Annotated in this window: 18 protein-coding genes; 11 read left to right on the forward strand and 7 right to left on the reverse strand. The window is 50.6% G+C overall.

Going from position 1 to position 15,828, the window contains the following annotated elements; translation table 11 throughout:
* From FEK47_RS25285 to gstA, 7 genes are all read left to right on the forward strand, one after another.
* On the forward strand, positions 1 to 245 hold a 245-nt coding region (locus tag FEK47_RS25285), incomplete at its 5' end, for a hypothetical protein (protein ID WP_240730966.1).
* Positions 246 to 1,304, forward strand: a complete 1,059-nt coding sequence (gene rsxD / locus FEK47_RS01105) for an electron transport complex subunit RsxD (protein ID WP_135487743.1) — start codon at positions 246 to 248, stop codon at positions 1,302 to 1,304.
* Between the two features lie 3 nt (positions 1,305 to 1,307).
* Positions 1,308 to 1,928: an electron transport complex subunit RsxG gene (rsxG, locus tag FEK47_RS01110; RefSeq protein WP_135487742.1), complete on the forward strand. Its 621-nt coding sequence runs from the start codon at positions 1,308 to 1,310 to the stop codon at positions 1,926 to 1,928.
* 3 nt (positions 1,929 to 1,931) lie between these two features.
* On the forward strand, positions 1,932 to 2,627 hold the full coding sequence (rsxE, locus tag FEK47_RS01115) for an electron transport complex subunit RsxE (protein WP_064530022.1): 696 nt from the start codon (positions 1,932 to 1,934) through the stop codon (positions 2,625 to 2,627).
* On the forward strand, positions 2,627 to 3,262 hold the full coding sequence (nth, locus tag FEK47_RS01120; RefSeq protein WP_130257801.1) for an endonuclease III: 636 nt from the start codon (positions 2,627 to 2,629) through the stop codon (positions 3,260 to 3,262). Before rsxE ends, nth begins: the two co-directional genes overlap by 1 nt.
* Before the next feature lie 609 nt (positions 3,263 to 3,871).
* Positions 3,872 to 5,374: a dipeptide/tripeptide permease DtpA gene (gene dtpA, locus FEK47_RS01125; RefSeq protein ID WP_064530078.1), complete on the forward strand. Its 1,503-nt coding sequence runs from the start codon at positions 3,872 to 3,874 to the stop codon at positions 5,372 to 5,374.
* A gap of 105 nt (positions 5,375 to 5,479) precedes the next feature.
* Complete coding sequence (gene gstA / locus FEK47_RS01130) at positions 5,480 to 6,085, forward strand: glutathione transferase GstA (protein ID WP_130219002.1); 606 nt, start codon at positions 5,480 to 5,482, stop codon at positions 6,083 to 6,085.
* Positions 6,086 to 6,129: 44 nt separating this feature from the next.
* Here gstA and pdxY read toward each other — a convergent pair whose 3' ends face one another.
* The 5 genes from pdxY to anmK all read right to left on the reverse strand — a co-directional run bounded on the left by pdxY (position 6,130) and on the right by anmK (position 10,706).
* Complete coding sequence (pdxY, locus tag FEK47_RS01135; protein WP_130219000.1) at positions 6,130 to 6,990, reverse strand: pyridoxal kinase PdxY; 861 nt, start codon at positions 6,988 to 6,990, stop codon at positions 6,130 to 6,132.
* A gap of 61 nt (positions 6,991 to 7,051) precedes the next feature.
* A complete protein-coding gene (gene tyrS / locus FEK47_RS01140; RefSeq protein WP_053264059.1) occupies positions 7,052 to 8,326 on the reverse strand; it encodes a tyrosine--tRNA ligase in 1,275 nt (424 codons plus the stop codon).
* Positions 8,327 to 8,454: 128 nt separating this feature from the next.
* Positions 8,455 to 9,111, reverse strand: a complete 657-nt coding sequence (gene pdxH, locus FEK47_RS01145) for a pyridoxamine 5'-phosphate oxidase (RefSeq protein ID WP_130224736.1) — start codon at positions 9,109 to 9,111, stop codon at positions 8,455 to 8,457.
* A 58-nt stretch (positions 9,112 to 9,169) separates the two neighbouring features.
* Positions 9,170 to 9,499, reverse strand: a complete 330-nt coding sequence (mliC, locus tag FEK47_RS01150; protein WP_130208174.1) for a C-type lysozyme inhibitor — start codon at positions 9,497 to 9,499, stop codon at positions 9,170 to 9,172.
* 85 nt (positions 9,500 to 9,584) lie between these two features.
* Entirely contained in the window at positions 9,585 to 10,706 is a 1,122-nt protein-coding gene (gene anmK / locus FEK47_RS01155) for an anhydro-N-acetylmuramic acid kinase (protein ID WP_135487741.1), read from the reverse strand.
* Positions 10,707 to 10,980: 274 nt separating this feature from the next.
* On the opposite strand from anmK, the gene slyB reads away from it, so the two are divergent.
* Positions 10,981 to 11,448: an outer membrane lipoprotein SlyB gene (gene slyB, locus FEK47_RS01160; protein ID WP_064530029.1), complete on the forward strand. Its 468-nt coding sequence runs from the start codon at positions 10,981 to 10,983 to the stop codon at positions 11,446 to 11,448.
* 46 nt (positions 11,449 to 11,494) lie between these two features.
* Here slyB and slyA read toward each other — a convergent pair whose 3' ends face one another.
* Complete coding sequence (gene slyA / locus FEK47_RS01165; protein WP_064530079.1) at positions 11,495 to 11,929, reverse strand: transcriptional regulator SlyA; 435 nt, start codon at positions 11,927 to 11,929, stop codon at positions 11,495 to 11,497.
* 200 nt (positions 11,930 to 12,129) lie between these two features.
* On the opposite strand from slyA, the gene FEK47_RS01170 reads away from it, so the two are divergent.
* Genes FEK47_RS01170 through FEK47_RS01180 form a run of 3 tightly spaced genes read left to right on the forward strand, consistent with a single transcriptional unit; the run spans position 12,130 to position 15,238 of the window.
* Positions 12,130 to 12,366, forward strand: a complete 237-nt coding sequence (locus FEK47_RS01170) for a DUF1656 domain-containing protein (protein WP_130208178.1) — start codon at positions 12,130 to 12,132, stop codon at positions 12,364 to 12,366.
* Positions 12,367 to 12,368: 2 nt separating this feature from the next.
* The gene (locus FEK47_RS01175; RefSeq protein ID WP_135487740.1) at positions 12,369 to 13,226 is read left to right on the forward strand and encodes an HlyD family secretion protein; all 858 of its coding nucleotides are present in this window, start codon (positions 12,369 to 12,371) and stop codon (positions 13,224 to 13,226) included.
* Positions 13,226 to 15,238 (forward strand): FUSC family protein, encoded by a 2,013-nt coding sequence (locus FEK47_RS01180; protein ID WP_135487739.1) that lies wholly within the window; start codon positions 13,226 to 13,228, stop codon positions 15,236 to 15,238. The genes FEK47_RS01175 and FEK47_RS01180 overlap by 1 nt, the downstream gene beginning before the upstream one ends.
* Here FEK47_RS01180 and sodC read toward each other — a convergent pair whose 3' ends face one another.
* Positions 15,239 to 15,760 (reverse strand): superoxide dismutase [Cu-Zn] SodC, encoded by a 522-nt coding sequence (gene sodC / locus FEK47_RS01185; protein ID WP_135487738.1) that lies wholly within the window; start codon positions 15,758 to 15,760, stop codon positions 15,239 to 15,241.
* Positions 15,761 to 15,828 lie beyond the last annotated feature (68 nt).

A 15,828-nucleotide genomic window follows, 5' to 3' on the forward strand; every position in this document is an offset into this window, starting at 1 on the left:
CCCGTGCTAAAGCGCGCAAGCAGGAGCAACAGCCTGCTAACGAAGAGCCAGAGGAACAGATTGACCCGCGTAAAGCTGCCGTTGAAGCCGCTATCGCCCGTGCTAAAGCGCGCAAGCTGGAACAGCAGCAGGCCAACGGAGAGCAGGAAGAACAGGTTGATCCCCGCAAAGCTGCAGTTGCCGCGGCTATCGCCCGGGTTCAGGCAAAAAAAGCCGCTCAGCAAAAGGTTGTAAACGAGGACTAAATGGTATTCAGAATAGCTAGCTCCCCTTATACCCATAACCAGCGCCAGACATCGCGCATCATGCTGCTGGTGCTGGTCGCAACCGTCCCAGGTATCGCTGCGCAACTGTGGTTTTTTGGCTGGGGTACTCTCGTTCAAATCCTGTTGGCCTCGGTCAGTGCACTCTTAGCCGAAGCCCTCGTACTCAAACTGCGCAAGCAATCTGTAGCTGCAACCTTAAAAGATAACTCAGCATTGCTAACGGGCTTATTACTGGCGGTTAGTATCCCGCCTCTTGCGCCGTGGTGGATGGTGGTACTCGGCACGGTGTTTGCCGTAATCATCGCTAAACAGCTGTATGGCGGTCTGGGGCAAAATCCGTTTAACCCGGCAATGATTGGTTATGTGGTATTACTGATCTCCTTCCCGGTACAGATGACCAGCTGGTTGCCGCCGCATGAGATTGCGGTCAACATCCCTGGATTCATTGACGCTGTACAGATTATCTTCAGCGGTCATACTGCCAGTGGTGGTGATATGAACACACTTCGCTTAGGTATCGATGGCATTAGCCAGGCGACACCGTTGGATACGTTCAAAACATCAGTACGCGCCGGTCATTCGGTTGAACAGATTATGCAGTATCCAATCTACAGCGGTGTTCTCGCGGGTGCTGGCTGGCAATGGGTAAACCTCGCCTGGCTGGTTGGTGGCGTGTGGCTGCTATGGCAGAAAGCGATTCGTTGGCATATTCCCGTCAGTTTCTTAGTGACACTGGCCCTGTGCGCAACGCTGGGTTGGTTGTTCGCCCCCGAAACATTAGCTTCGCCGCAGATTCATCTGCTGTCTGGCGCGACCATGCTCGGTGCATTCTTTATTCTGACCGATCCAGTAACCGCGTCTACCACCAATCGTGGTCGTCTGATTTTCGGTGCACTGGCGGGATTATTAGTCTGGCTGATCCGCAGTTTTGGTGGCTATCCTGACGGCGTTGCCTTTGCTGTCCTGCTGGCGAACATCACGGTTCCTCTGATCGATTACTACACGCGTCCACGCGTATACGGCCATCGCAAAGGATAAACCATGCTGAAGACTATCCGAAAACACGGTATTACGCTGGCGCTGTTCGCCGCTGGTTCAACAGGTTTAACGGCTGCCATCAACCAGATGACCAAAGCCACGATTGCTGAACAGGCTGGCCTGCAACAAAAAGCGTTATTTGATCAGGTGTTACCAGCCGATCGCTATAACAACGAGCTGGCCCAAAGTTGCTATATAGTGACTGCGCCAGAGTTAGGAAAAGGTGAACATCGGATTTACATCGCGAAACAGGATGATAAACCGGTAGCTGCCGTTCTGGAGGCCACTGCGCCGGATGGTTATTCCGGTGCGATTCAGTTGTTGGTTGGGGCCGATTTTAACGGCACGGTACTTGGCACCCGCGTGACAGAACATCACGAAACGCCGGGACTTGGCGACAAAATCGAACTGCGACTTTCTGACTGGATCACCCATTTTGCGGGTAAACAAATCAGCGGTGCGGATGACGCTCACTGGGCGGTGAAGAAAGATGGTGGTGATTTCGACCAGTTCACCGGGGCGACCATTACGCCTCGCGCGGTGGTGAATGCGGTAAAACGCGCCGGATTGTATGCCCAAACGTTGCCAGCACAACTTTCTCAACTTCCTGCCTGTGGAGAATAAACCGTGAGCGAAATTAAAGACGTTATTGTTCAGGGGTTATGGAAGAACAACTCCGCGCTGGTCCAGTTACTTGGCCTCTGTCCGCTGCTGGCGGTCACTTCCACTGCCACCAACGCACTGGGTTTAGGGCTTGCGACAACGCTGGTGTTGACTCTCACCAACCTGACCATCTCGACGCTGCGTCACTGGACGCCAGCCGAAATCCGAATCCCGATTTACGTGATGATCATCGCCTCGGTGGTCAGCGCCGTACAAATGCTGATTAACGCATACGCCTTTGGCCTGTATCAATCGTTAGGGATTTTTATTCCTCTGATTGTCACTAACTGTATCGTTGTTGGCCGTGCTGAAGCTTTTGCTGCCAAAAAAGGTCCGGCGCTTTCGGCACTGGACGGCTTTTCAATTGGTATGGGCGCAACCTGCGCCATGTTCGTACTGGGTTCACTACGCGAAATTATCGGCAATGGCACGTTGTTTGACGGTGCAGATGCGCTGTTGGGTAGCTGGGCCAAAGTACTGCGGGTAGAGATCTTCCATACCGATTCTCCCTTCCTGTTAGCAATGTTACCGCCAGGCGCATTCATTGGTCTGGGGCTGATGCTGGCGGGAAAATATCTGATTGATGAAAGAATGAAAAAGCGCCGCGCTGAAGCAGCTGCTACACGCGAGTTGCCAAACGGTGAAACAGGGAATGTCTGATGAACAAAGCAAAACGACTGGAGATCCTCACTCGCCTGCGTGAGAACAACCCTCATCCTACAACCGAACTTAATTTCAGTTCGCCTTTTGAATTATTGATTGCTGTACTGCTTTCCGCCCAGGCGACCGATGTCAGCGTCAATAAGGCGACGGCAAAGCTTTACCCGGTGGCCAATACACCTGCCGCAATGCTCGAACTGGGCGTCGATGGGGTTAAAGCGTATATCAAAACCATTGGGCTATATAACAGCAAAGCAGAAAATATCATCAAAACCTGCCGTATTTTGCTCGAACAGCATAATGGCGAAGTTCCGGAAGATCGCGCTGCGCTGGAAGCCCTGCCCGGTGTAGGGCGTAAAACAGCAAACGTGGTATTGAATACTGCTTTCGGTTGGCCGACCATTGCTGTAGATACGCACATTTTCCGCGTCTGTAATCGCACCCAATTTGCACCGGGGAAAAATGTCGAACAGGTTGAAGAAAAACTACTCAAAGTGGTTCCGGCAGAATTCAAAGTCGATTGCCACCACTGGTTAATCCTCCACGGGCGTTACACCTGTATTGCCCGCAAGCCTCGCTGTGGCTCCTGCATTATTGAAGATCTTTGTGAATACAAAGAGAAAGTTGACATCTGACGAAAAGGGGTAACATCGTTATCCCATTCATAACTATTTCTCATCCTCTTATAAAACATCTTGTTAACGTCAATGATGCCGCCTCGCGGCATCATTATCAGGCAATCCGTTTGTGAATAACCAAAAATGCAGGTTAATTGTTTTTTTAATAGCGAAATTTTCTATCTATTCGTGATCAAGATCACACTGATGTCATAATGTAAAAATATTGCTCTATTTAAGTTAAATTTGACAAGGCATTGATTCAACCAGGGCATAAACCTACAAAACATTACACTGTCTATTTTTCAGATAATGGACTATCTCACTACATAAAACACCTTACAGTAGAACATATCGCCAAATATCAGTATCCCCCCTCTTCTGGTAGTGAAAAAATCTGCCGTTACGTTTTTTGAAAAATTTAACGCTGGATAACATTTCAATGGGCCGATGATTTCTCCATGCCAGTTATATGTAACATATTATTACAAAGGACTTGTCTGAAAGTGCAAGATAGTGAACATTACCTGCCGTTTCCCCTCCCACTATAACAATTGCGCGTATGTTTATTAGACATCACGCGAGAAAGCACCCCCGTTAATATGGGATGTAAAAAAAGAGGTAAAAGTGTCCACTGCAAACCAAAAACCAACAGAAAGCGTTAGTTTGAACGCTTTCAAACAACCGAAGGCGTTCTATCTCATCTTCTCGATCGAGTTATGGGAACGTTTTGGTTATTACGGCCTACAAGGAATTATGGCTGTCTACCTGGTTAAACAACTGGGTATGTCTGAAGCGGATTCAATCACACTTTTCTCTTCCTTTAGCGCCCTGGTTTATGGTCTTGTCGCTATCGGTGGTTGGTTAGGCGATAAAGTACTGGGTACAAAACGCGTCATTATGCTTGGCGCTATTGTGCTGGCGATTGGTTATGCGCTGGTTGCCTGGTCTGGTCACGATGCCGGTATCGTCTATATGGGTATGGCGGCGATTGCGGTCGGTAACGGCCTGTTTAAAGCCAACCCGTCTTCACTGCTGTCAACTTGCTACGAGAAAAACGATCCACGTCTGGACGGTGCATTTACCATGTACTACATGTCCGTCAACATCGGTTCGTTCTTCTCTATGATTGCAACACCGTGGTTAGCAGCCAAGTATGGCTGGAGCGTCGCATTCGCCCTTAGCGTAGTCGGTCTGTTGATCACCATCGTTAACTTCGCCTTCTGCCAACGCTGGGTTAAGCAGTACGGTTCAAAACCTGACTTTGAGCCGATCAACTACCGCAACCTGCTGTTAACCATTATTGGTGTTGTCGCGCTGATTGCGATTGCCACCTGGCTGCTGCACAACCAGGACGTTGCGCGTATGGCGCTGGGCGTTGTTGCCTTTGGTATCGTGGTTATCTTCGGTAAAGAAGCCTTTGCAATGAAAGGTGCTGCACGTCGTAAAATGATCGTTGCTTTCATCCTGATGCTTGAAGCAATTATCTTCTTCGTGCTGTACAGCCAGATGCCGACGTCTCTGAACTTCTTTGCAATCCGTAACGTTGAGCACACCATTCTGGGCCTGGCGGTAGAACCTGAACAGTATCAGGCACTGAACCCGTTCTGGATCATCATTGGTAGCCCGATTCTCGCCGCTATCTATAACAAGATGGGCGATACCCTGCCGATGCCGACCAAATTCGCAATCGGTATGGTGATGTGCTCTGGCGCGTTCCTGATCCTGCCACTGGGCGCAAAATTTGCCTCTGACGCCGGTATCGTGTCTGTTAGCTGGCTGGTAGCAAGCTATGGCCTGCAGAGTATCGGTGAACTGATGATTTCCGGTCTGGGTCTGGCTATGGTTGCGCAACTCGTTCCACAGCGTCTGATGGGCTTTATTATGGGTAGCTGGTTCCTGACCACTGCCGGTGCGAACCTGATTGGTGGTTATGTTGCGGGCATGATGGCTGTACCGGATAACGTAACCGATCCGCTGATGTCGCTGGAAGTCTATGGCCGCGTGTTCTTACAGATTGGTGTCGCCACTGCCGTTATTGCAGTGCTGATGCTGCTGACCGCGCCGAAACTGCATCGTATGACTCAGGACGATGCTGCTGATAAAGCGGCGAAAGCTGCCGTAGCGTAAATTTCAGGGAAACTCTTTTACAAGCCGCTAACTTTTCGTTAGCGGCTTTTTTTTTGTTCAGCAACGCACTACCATACTTTAAACCACAGCCAAAAGGAGTTACCGATGAAACTGTTCTACAAACCGGGCGCCTGCTCTCTTGCTTCCCATATCATCCTGCGTGAGAGCGGAAAGGACTTTACGCTCACCAGTGTGGATTTAATGAAAAAACGTCTGGAAAACGGCGATGATTACTTTGCGATTAATCCTAAAGGGCAGGTTCCTGCTCTGCTGCTGGACGATGGCACTCTGCTCACGGAAGGCGTGGCCATTATGCAGTATCTTGCCGACAGCGTCCCCGACCGCCAGTTACTGGCTCCGGTAAACAGTATTTCTCGCTATAAAACCATCGAATGGCTGAACTATATCGCCACTGAGTTGCATAAAGGCTTTACTCCGCTGTTTCACCCGGCTACACCGGAAGAGTTCAAGCCGACTGCACGCGCACAGCTGGAGAAAAAACTGCAGTACGTTAACGATGCGCTGAAAGAGGATAACTGGATTTGCGGGCAACGTTTTACTATTGCTGACGCCTATCTGTTTACTGTACTGCGCTGGGCATATGGGGTGAAATTGAATCTGGAAGGTTTAGCGCATATTGCCGCCTATATGCAGCGTATGGCTGAACGTCCGACGGTAAAAGCCGCGCTAACAGCAGAAGGCTTGCAGTAATGGTTTATCGGCCCGCAGGATACTGTGGGCCGACAAGACACTTTTCAGAGCTTCGTCGCACTGAAGTAGTGTTCTGGTTTAGCAATACGATCCTGGGCAGCTACAACTTGCAGCTCATATTCCTGCATTGCTTTGGTGGTTACCATAATTTCGTATACCGCCGCGGTCACATGCTCCAGCGCCTGCTGCAACGTTGCGCCCTGTAGTAGTTTCACCAGCAGTAACCCGCTCGTCACATCACCAACACCTACTGGCTGACGCGTGCCAAAATCTACCAGAGGACGGTCGATATGCCATGCTTCATCGGCAGTGACCAGCAGCATTTCAAAACGTTCTGTGCTGTAACCGGCACGCGCCAGATGTTTCACCAGTACGATTTCAGGCCCCTGAGCAATAAGTTCGCGCGCAGCTTTAACCGCATCTTCGACGTTGTGTACCGGATGCTCGCAGAGGATTTCCAGCTCAACCAGATTAGGCGCGATGATATCGCTGGCAGGAAGACCGTGACGCACGTGGAACTCCGCCACACCTGGCGCAACGATACAGCCTTTTTCGGGGTGTCCCATTACCGGATCGCAAAAATATTTCGCCTGCGGGTTCGCCGCTTTCACCTGACGGACAATACCGAGGATATGCTCGCCCTGCTCCGCCGACCCCAGATAGCCGCTTAATACAGCATCACAAGTGTGCAACTTATCGATGGCAGCAATGCCTTGCACAATTTCGGTTAAATGGCTGGGCGGCATAACACAGCCGGTCCATTTGCCGTATTGGGTGTGATTAGAAAATTGAACGGTGTTGAGCGGCCAGACATTTGCGCCCAGGCGGCGCATTGGAAACTCTGCCGCGCTGTTACCCGCATGACCATAGACAACGTGAGACTGGATAGCGAGAATATTTTTCATCGTGTTCCCTGTATAAAAATCAGGGGGAGTGATTTCTCACCCCCCCTTTCCACTTAATGCATTATTTCCAGCAAATCAGACAGTAATTCTTTTTGCCGCGACGAAGTAAGGTATAACGACCAAACAGACGATCTTCTTCTTTAAAGAAGTATTCTGGATCGGACTGTTTTTCACCATTAATGGTGATGGCATTAGAGGCGATAGTTTTACGCGCCTGACCACGAGAAGGTTGCAGTTCAGAATCAACCAACGCCTGCATCAGATCAGCGCCTTTTTCCATCTCTACCATCGGTACGCCGTCCTGCGCCAGTTGTTCGAAGTCCGCTTCACTTAGCGCACTCAGAGAACCGCTGAACAGGCACTCGGTAATACGTTTCGCAGCTTGCAGACCTTCTTCACCGTGAACCAGACGCGTCACCTGTTCCGCCAGCACATACTGAGCGCGTGGCGCTTTACCGCTGTTTTTGTCTTCTTCTTCGAGGGCATTGATCTCTTCAATGCTCATAAAGGTAAAGAACTTCAGGAAGCGGTAAACGTCAGCATCAGCAGTATTGATCCAGAACTGGTAGAACTTGTACGGACTGGTTTTCTTCGGATCCAGCCATACTGCGCCACCTTCAGTTTTACCGAACTTGGTGCCGTCTGCTTTGGTGATCAGCGGAACGGTCAGGCCAAACACCTGGTTCTGATGCAGACGACGGGTCAGATCGATACCAGAGGTGATGTTACCCCACTGGTCAGAACCGCCGATTTGCAGCACCACACCGTACTGTTTGTTCAGGCAGGCAAAGTCATAGCCCTGCAACAGGTTGTAGGAAAACTCGGTAAACGAAATCCCCTGATCTTCACGGTTGAGACGCTGTTTAACCGCTTCTTTGTTGATCATCTGGTTAACGGAGAAGTGTTTGCCGATATCGCGCAGGAAGGTCAGCACATTCATATTGCCGAACCAGTCATAGTTGTTCGCTGCGATAGCAGAGTTTTCTCCGCAGTCGAAATCGAGGAACGGGGCAACCTGCTTGCGGATTTTGTCCACCCACTCCTGAACAGTTTCTTCAGTGTTCAGCTTACGCTCGGCAGCTTTGAAGCTCGGGTCGCCAATCAGACCCGTGGCGCCGCCTACCAGCGCAACCGGCTTGTGGCCCGCCTGCTGGAAGCGTTTCAGGCATAACAATGGAACAAGATGCCCCAAATGCAAGCTGTCAGCGGTAGGATCGAAGCCGCAATAGAGCGCGATCGGGCCTTGCGCCAGTCGCTCTGCTAACGCTTCTTCGTCCGTCACCTGGGCCACTAGCCCCCGCTCTTGCAATTGTTTAATCAAGTTACTGCTTGCCATCAAAATCTCCATGTATATAACGACTGCACCTTTGCCGGTACACGACTTTTCGCCAGATGCGAAAGAGACATAGAATAAAGTGCCGGAATCAGGAGTACCAGCGATTAAAGCAAGATTTTTGCATCTTTTCAGGGTGCGAGGCGATCGATTTTCCACGCCTCGTTTTCACGCTGGTACAAAAAGCGGTCATGCAATCGATGCTCACCGCCCTGCCAGAACTCAATCTGTTCAAGGCTGACGCGAAAACCGCCCCAAAAACTCGGCAACGGCACTTCGCCCTGCTGAAACTTCTGCTTCAATTCCAGGAATTTGCTTTCAAGGATCCCACGCGCAGAAATACGGCTGGATTGCTTCGATACCCACGCGCCAATCTGGCTATCACGCGGGCGGCTATGAAAATATTTCATCACTTCGAGAGTCGAAAGACGTTCCGCTTTACCGGTAACCATCACCTGGCGTTCCAGGGTATGCCACGGAAAAAGCAGGCTAACGCGCGGATTATTTTCGATTTGGTGTGCTTTACGGCTGCCAAGGTTGGTGTAAAACACCATCCCTTTTTCATCGTAATGTTTTAGTAAAACAATGCGCTGATAAGGTTGGCCATGTTCATCAACGGTGGCGACGACCATCGCAGTAGGATCGGCCAGTTTGGCTTCACAGGCCTGAGAAAGCCAGCGTTCAAAAAGGGTTAAAGGATCGGCGGGAAGATCGCGGCGGCGTAAACCGCCTTTAGTGTATTCGCGGCGCAGATGCGCGATTTGCTGCAATTCGTCGTTATCAGCCATGGTTTTCTTTACAAATTGTCAGTGGGTGACGCTATTGTGCGCCGCCCCTGGAAAAATCTCAACGCTGCGGATTTTGTAACTGACAGTTATTCAAGACGATGCGGTCACGTTTATAGACCGTCGCCTCATCACCTTTTGACCAGAAAACGTAGATACCGTCGGTATAACGTGCGCCAGACGCTGAAATACCCTGTTTAAGGTGCAGCAGTTGATTATCGTAAACAAAACTAACTTCCTGACGCGGATTATTCAGTTTGACCGTCAACGGTTTTTCATCACACTGGTATTCCAGCGTATCAGTTTGCATGCGCTCAACCAGTTGATTAAACGCGCCACAGCCGGTAAGAAATAGCGGCAGACAAAGTAGTAACAGTTTTTTCATAAACATATCCCGAAGACTTTCCTGGTCCGGAGGGCAAAAACGCCCTCCTCAACTTCCAAGTGTAACGGCAGACGCAGTAAGAAAAATTCAGTTAACTCTGATATCGCGGGTTTGCAGGGAAAATAGCGCCCAGCACCGTCTCCTCGCTTGCGCCGGTAACGGAAGGTAGATTGCCGGGCAGCCCAGCCAGCGTTCGCCAGGCAAGCCATGCGAAGGCTAACGCTTCCATATCATCGCCACTAATGCCAACGGCATCGGTGGAGGTCACTTCAGTACCTGGCAGTAATGCAGCCAGACGCGCCATAAGCAGCGGATTGCGACTTCCGCCACCACATACCATCAATCGATCGCAGCCACCGCTCAACAAGACTTGTTCAGAAATGGTCACGGCGGTGAGTTCCGCCAGTGTTGCCTGGATATCTCGCGCATCCAGGCCAGGGAACTCGCGTAGATGGCGCTCCAGCCAGGCATAGTTAAAGTATTCGCGCCCGGTGCTTTTGGGTGCTGGCTGGGAAAAATAGGGATCGCTAAGCATTTTTTGCAGCAGCGGCAGAATAACCTTGCCCGCCCGCGCCCACTCAGCGTCTTTATCGTAAGGTTTACCGACCTGACGCCAGATCCATGCGTCCATTAGCATGTTGCCCGGTCCGGTATCGTAGCCACCTACCGGCATTCCTGGAATGAGTAGTGACAGATTGGCAATACCACCAATATTAAGCACCATTCGCCGCTCAGTTGGATGGGCCAGCAATGCGTGATGAAAAGCAGGTACCAGCGGTGCGCCCTGGCCACCTAAGGCGATATCTCGACGGCGAAAATCCCCGACGACGGTAATTCCAGTCCGCGCAACAATTTGATTGTTATCACCTATCTGTAGCGTATGTGGCGCGACGCCCGTGGGTTCGTGCCAGACGGTCTGGCCATGACAACCGATAGCTACGATATCTTTCGGCTGTAAATTTTCTGCTTTTAATAGTGCATTAACGGCATCCGCAAACAAGCAGCCAAGTCGGGTATCCAGTTGACCAAACTGGGAGAGCGTAAGCTGTTGCCCCTGGCAAATATCCAGCACCGCCTGTTTGATTGATGGGGGAATCGGCCAGCTCAAACTAGCCAGCTGCGCCACCCGGTGTTCATCGATCGTCGCCAACACAACATCGACACCATCCAGGCTAGTACCTGACATAACACCAATAAAGCGGCCTGATTTCATAGTTCATCCTTTTTCAACCTGATGTTTGCGTTCCACTCAAACACAAACCTTTCGCGAATTCCATGCATAAGAGCCGATTTTTATCGTTGGTAGTAAAAGATTATATTCACATCAATAACTAATATGAATGTTTTGTTTATACTTGGTTAACCCTACTCTAATTATGATTTAATCATGTTTTAGTGGAACATGTAATCATGGTTATACTAATGCGAATAACTTTGACCATTAGGGATGCTTGTGAGGCGTTTCATGGTAATCAGGAGATTTTTCAATGATTAAACGCGTACTGGTTGTATCAATGGTAGGTCTTTCTCTTGTTGGTTGTGTTAACAACGATACCCTATCTGGTGATGTATATACTGCCTCTGAAGCGAAGCAAGTGCAGAATGTCAGCTACGGCACAATCGTTAACGTACGGCAGGTACAAATTCAGGGCGGTGATGATTCCAACGTCATCGGCGCAATTGGCGGTGCAGTTCTCGGTGGTTTTCTTGGTAATACCGTTGGTGGTGGTACGGGACGCTCTTTGGCTACCGCAGCAGGTGCCGTCGCGGGTGGCGTAGCCGGTCAGGGTGTACAGAGCGCAATGAACAAAACACAGGGTGTGGAGCTGGAAATTCGTAAAGATGATGGCAACACCATCATGGTGGTTCAGAAACAGGGCAATACCCATTTCTCTCCGGGACAACGTGTGGTTCTGGCCAGCAACGGCAGCCAGGTGACGGTTTCCCCGCGCTAAACAAGTTGACGTGTGGTCAGCTACCTGGCCACACGCCCCCTTTATTTCACCCTTTGGCCTGTAACTCAGTAATATTATGCTCAAGTTTTGCAATGAGCCTAATCAGTTGTTCCAGTTCCTCTGCTGAAATTCCATCCAAAATTTCCGCCCGGGTCTTGTTAATAACAGCTTCCATTTCGCTAATCAGCGGCTCCGCCTTTTCCGTCAGTTTAATACGTTTGGCCCGCCGATCGCTGGGACAAGTTTGACGCGAAATTAACCCTTTTTCTTCCAGTTGGTCCAACGTACGAACCAGTGATGGCTGCTCAATGCCGATCGCTTTTGCCAGTTGAATTTGCGACTGGTCTGGAGGTAACTGATGTATATTGTGCAACGTCACCCAATGGGTTTGCGTTAACTCCAGGGGTTTCAGGCGATGGTCTATCAGAGCACGCCATATGCGCACCAACCGTGCCAGATCAGAACCTAGTGGCGATTCCAATTTCATCTCCTTATAATTAGCTTGCTAAGATATTATACGGCTTTTAGAATAGTGTGCAGCAATTGTATTGCTAAAACAAATGGATTGCTGCATTTGCTTACCGTCAGACATGCTTTTCAGAAATAGCGAGTAATTTTCTCTCACATAAACAATATTTATTAATCTAAAGCAATAAACTCAGCCTCAAAGGAATCTATTTTGTGAAGTTTATGCATAGTGCAACAGGATTGCCCCTACAAGATCTGGTGTTCGGTGCATCCGTCTACTTTCCTCCGTTTTTCAAAGCCTTCGCGCTTGGATTCGTCGTATGGCTTGTCCTGCACCGCCTGCTTCGCGACTGGATCTACGCGGGCGACATCTGGCATCCCTTGTTAATGGATTTGTCGCTGTTTGCGATCTGCGTATGCTCCGCCCTGGCAATATTGATTGCGTGGTAACTATGTCAATTAAAACCATTAAGTATTTCTCAACAATAATTGTAGCAGTAGTTGCCGTTCTCGCCGGGTGGTGGCTCTGGAACTATTACATGCAGTCACCGTGGACGCGGGATGGCAAAATACGCGCGGAACAGGTCGCTATCACCCCACAAGTGTCCGGACGTATTGTTGAGATGAATATAAAAGACAACCAGTTGGTTAACGCTGGCGATATTCTGTTCACTATCGATAAAACACCCTTCCAGATTGCCGAACTGAATGCCCAGGCCCAACTGGCGAAAGCGCAATCTGATCTTGCCAGAGCCAATAATGAGGCCAATCGCCGCCGTCATCTCTCGCAAAATTTTATCTCTGCCGAAGAACTGGATACGGCAAACCTCAATGTTAAAGCGATGCAGGCCAGTGTCGATGCCGCACAAGCAACGCTGAAACAGGCACAATGGCAACTGGCACAAACGGAAATTCGCGCCCCGGTCAGCGGATGGGTCACCAACCTCACTACCCGCATCGGCGACTACGCCGACACAGGAAAACCGCTGTTTGCCCTGGTGGACAGCCACTCGTTTTACGTCATTGGTTATTTTGAAGAAACCAAATTGCGGCATATCCGCGACGGTGCGCCAGCACACATTACGCTCTATAGCGACAACAAAACGTTACAGGGTCACGTCTCCAGTATCGGTCGGGCAATTTATGATCAGAGTGTGGAAAACGATTCCAGCCTGATTCCAGACGTTAAACCTAACGTTCCCTGGGTTCGTCTCGCCCAGCGCGTCCCGGTTCGCTTTGCCCTTGATAATGTTCCCGGCGATGTCACGCTGGTATCCGGCACAACCTGTAGTATCGCAGTAGGTCAGTAATGAACGCCTGGTCATGGTCTCTGCGCAATCTGCCCTGGTTTAAGGCCACGCTGGCACAATGGCGCTATGCGTTGCGCAATACCCTTGCCATGTGTCTGGCGCTGACTGTTGCTTATTATTTAAATCTGGACGAGCCCTATTGGGCGATGACGTCAGCCGCGGTAGTGAGCTTTCCGACAGTTGGCGGTGTCATCAGCAAAAGCCTGGGGCGCATCGCTGGCAGTTTGCTGGGGGCTATCGCGGCGCTAATCCTTGCCGGGCATACTCTCAACGAGCCGTGGTTCTTCCTGTTGAGCATGTCGGCATGGCTTGGTTTTTGTACCTGGGCCTGCGCGCATTTCACGAATAACGTGGCCTATGCGTTTCAACTGGCGGGTTACACAGCCGCGATTATCGCCTTCCCGATGGTCAATATCACTGAAGCAAGCCAGTTGTGGGACATCGCCCAGGCGCGCGTTTGCGAAGTGATCGTCGGTATTCTCTGCGGTGGGATGATGATGATGATTCTGCCGAGCACTTCCGATGCCACTGCCCTTTTAACCGCATTGAAAAACATGCACGCCCGTTTACTGGAACATGCCAGTTTACTCTGGCAGCCTGAAACAACCGATGCCATTCGTACCGCACATGAAGGGGTGATTGGGCAGATACTGACCATGAATTTGCTGCGTATCCAGGCTTTCTGGAGCCACTATCGCTTCCGCCAGCAAAACGCGCGCCTCAATGCGTTACTCCACCAGCAATTGCGCATGACCAGCGTAATTTCGAGCTTGCGGCGTATGTTGCTCAACTGGCCATCACCCCCTGGTGCTATACGGGAAATTCTTGAACAGTTGCTAACGGCCCTCGCCAGCGGGCAAACGGATTTTTACACCGTCGCACGCATTATTGCCCCGCTACGCCCGACGAACTCGGCTGACTATCGGCACGTTGCTTTCTGGCATCGACTACGTTATTTTTGCCGCCTTTATCTGCAAAGTAGTCAGGAATTACATCGTCTGCAAAGCGGCGTAGATGATCAAACCAGACTCCCTCGCGCGTCCGGGCTGGCACGTCATACCGATAATGCAGAAGCCATGTGGAGCGGGCTGCGGACATTTTGTACGTTGATGATGATTGGTGCGTGGAGTATTGCCTCGCAATGGGATGCCGGAGCCAATGCATTAACCCTGGCTGCGATTAGCTGCGTCCTTTACTCCGCCGTCGCAGCACCGTTTAAGTCATTGTCGCTGCTGATGCGCACGCTGGTATTGCTTTCGTTCTTTAGCTTTGTGGTTAAATTTGGCCTGATGGTCCAAATTAGCGAGCTGTGGCAATTTTTGCTGTTTCTTTTCCCCCTGCTGGCAACGATGCAGCTACTCAAAATACAATTGCCAAAACAAGCTGCATTATGGGGGCAACTGATTGTTTTTATGGGATCGTTTATCGCTGTCACTAATCCCCCGGTGTATGATTTTGCTGATTTTCTTAACGATAATCTGGCAAAAATCGTTGGCGTGGCGTTGGCGTGGTTAGCGTTCGCCATTCTGCGACCTGGGTCGGATGCCCGCAAAAGCCGTCGCCATATTCGCGCGCTGCGCCGGGATTTTGTCGATCAACTAAGCCGCCATCCAACACTGAGTGAAAGCGAATTTGAATCGCTCACTTATCATCACGTCAGTCAGTTGAGCAACAGCCAGGATGCGCTGGCGCGCCGCTGGTTATTACGTTGGGGGGTGGTGCTACTGAACTGTTCGCATGTTGTCTGGCAATTACGCGAGTGGGAGTCGCGTTCTGATCCGTTATCACAAGTGCGGGATAACTGTATTTCGCTGTTGCGGGGAGTGATGAGTGAGCGTGGCGTTCAGCAAAAATCGCTGGCAGCCACACTTGAAGAATTACAGCGGATTTGCGACAGCCTTGCCCGGCATCATCAGCCTGCTGCCCGTGAGCTGGCAGCGATTGTCTGGCGACTATACTGCTCGCTTTCGCAACTTGAGCAAGCACCGCCGCAAGGTACGCTGGCCTCTTAACTACTTAATAACACCACAGGCATAGCGTTCACCGCCACCGCCCAGCGGTTTAGGCTGATCGGACATATTATCGCCGCCAACGTGGATCATCAGCGCCTTGTCTTTGATTTCATCGAGTGATTTCAGACGAGGCGCAATAACGGCATCGGTCGCCTTGCCGTCATTATTGACCACCAGCGCAGGCAGATCGCCTAAATGTCCCGTACCTTCCGGCCCTTCATGCTTGTTGGTTTTTTGTGGATCAAGATGCCCGCCTGCGGATTCCGCGGCGCTGGCTTTGCCATCTTTGGTGGCTGGCTGGCAGCTTCCTTTGGCATGAATATGGAAGCCATGTTCACCGGGAGGTAATGCTTTCAGATCGGGTGAAAACTCCAGACCTTTATCGGTTTCAGTAATAGTTACGCTACCTATTGACTGCCCAACCCCTTGCGACGTAACGAGGTTCATCTCGACTTTTTCACTGGCAGCTTGTGCGCCGGTCGCAACAACCAGCGCCAGAATAGCCAGACTAAAACGCTTCATAGGACCTCCGTTCATTGTGCATACCCGTTAAGTGTAAACCAGTGACACATATTTGAACGGAGGCTAAT

Origin of the sequence: Escherichia sp. E3659 (assembly GCF_005781135.1) — a bacterium.
GTDB lineage: Bacteria > Pseudomonadota > Gammaproteobacteria > Enterobacterales > Enterobacteriaceae > Escherichia.

What these genes read in the sequence shown, in the direction of transcription:
- nth (WP_130257801.1), top strand. Translation starts at nt 2,627, where the DNA reads ATGAACAAAGCAAAACGACTGGAGATCCTCACTCGCCTGCGTGAGAAC.
- mliC (WP_130208174.1), bottom strand. Translation starts at nt 9,499, where the DNA reads ATGTTTATGAAAAAACTGTTACTACTTTGTCTGCCGCTATTTCTTACC.
- FEK47_RS01180 (WP_135487739.1), top strand. Translation starts at nt 13,226, where the DNA reads ATGAACGCCTGGTCATGGTCTCTGCGCAATCTGCCCTGGTTTAAGGCC.
- anmK (WP_135487741.1), bottom strand. Translation starts at nt 10,706, where the DNA reads ATGAAATCAGGCCGCTTTATTGGTGTTATGTCAGGTACTAGCCTGGAT.
- pdxY (WP_130219000.1), bottom strand. Translation starts at nt 6,990, where the DNA reads ATGAAAAATATTCTCGCTATCCAGTCTCACGTTGTCTATGGTCATGCG.
- sodC (WP_135487738.1), bottom strand. Translation starts at nt 15,760, where the DNA reads ATGAAGCGTTTTAGTCTGGCTATTCTGGCGCTGGTTGTTGCGACCGGC.
- tyrS (WP_053264059.1), bottom strand. Translation starts at nt 8,326, where the DNA reads ATGGCAAGCAGTAACTTGATTAAACAATTGCAAGAGCGGGGGCTAGTG.
- slyB (WP_064530029.1), top strand. Translation starts at nt 10,981, where the DNA reads ATGATTAAACGCGTACTGGTTGTATCAATGGTAGGTCTTTCTCTTGTT.
- rsxG (WP_135487742.1), top strand. Translation starts at nt 1,308, where the DNA reads ATGCTGAAGACTATCCGAAAACACGGTATTACGCTGGCGCTGTTCGCC.
- pdxH (WP_130224736.1), bottom strand. Translation starts at nt 9,111, where the DNA reads ATGGCTGATAACGACGAATTGCAGCAAATCGCGCATCTGCGCCGCGAA.
- rsxD (WP_135487743.1), top strand. Translation starts at nt 246, where the DNA reads ATGGTATTCAGAATAGCTAGCTCCCCTTATACCCATAACCAGCGCCAG.
- FEK47_RS01175 (WP_135487740.1), top strand. Translation starts at nt 12,369, where the DNA reads ATGTCAATTAAAACCATTAAGTATTTCTCAACAATAATTGTAGCAGTA.
- gstA (WP_130219002.1), top strand. Translation starts at nt 5,480, where the DNA reads ATGAAACTGTTCTACAAACCGGGCGCCTGCTCTCTTGCTTCCCATATC.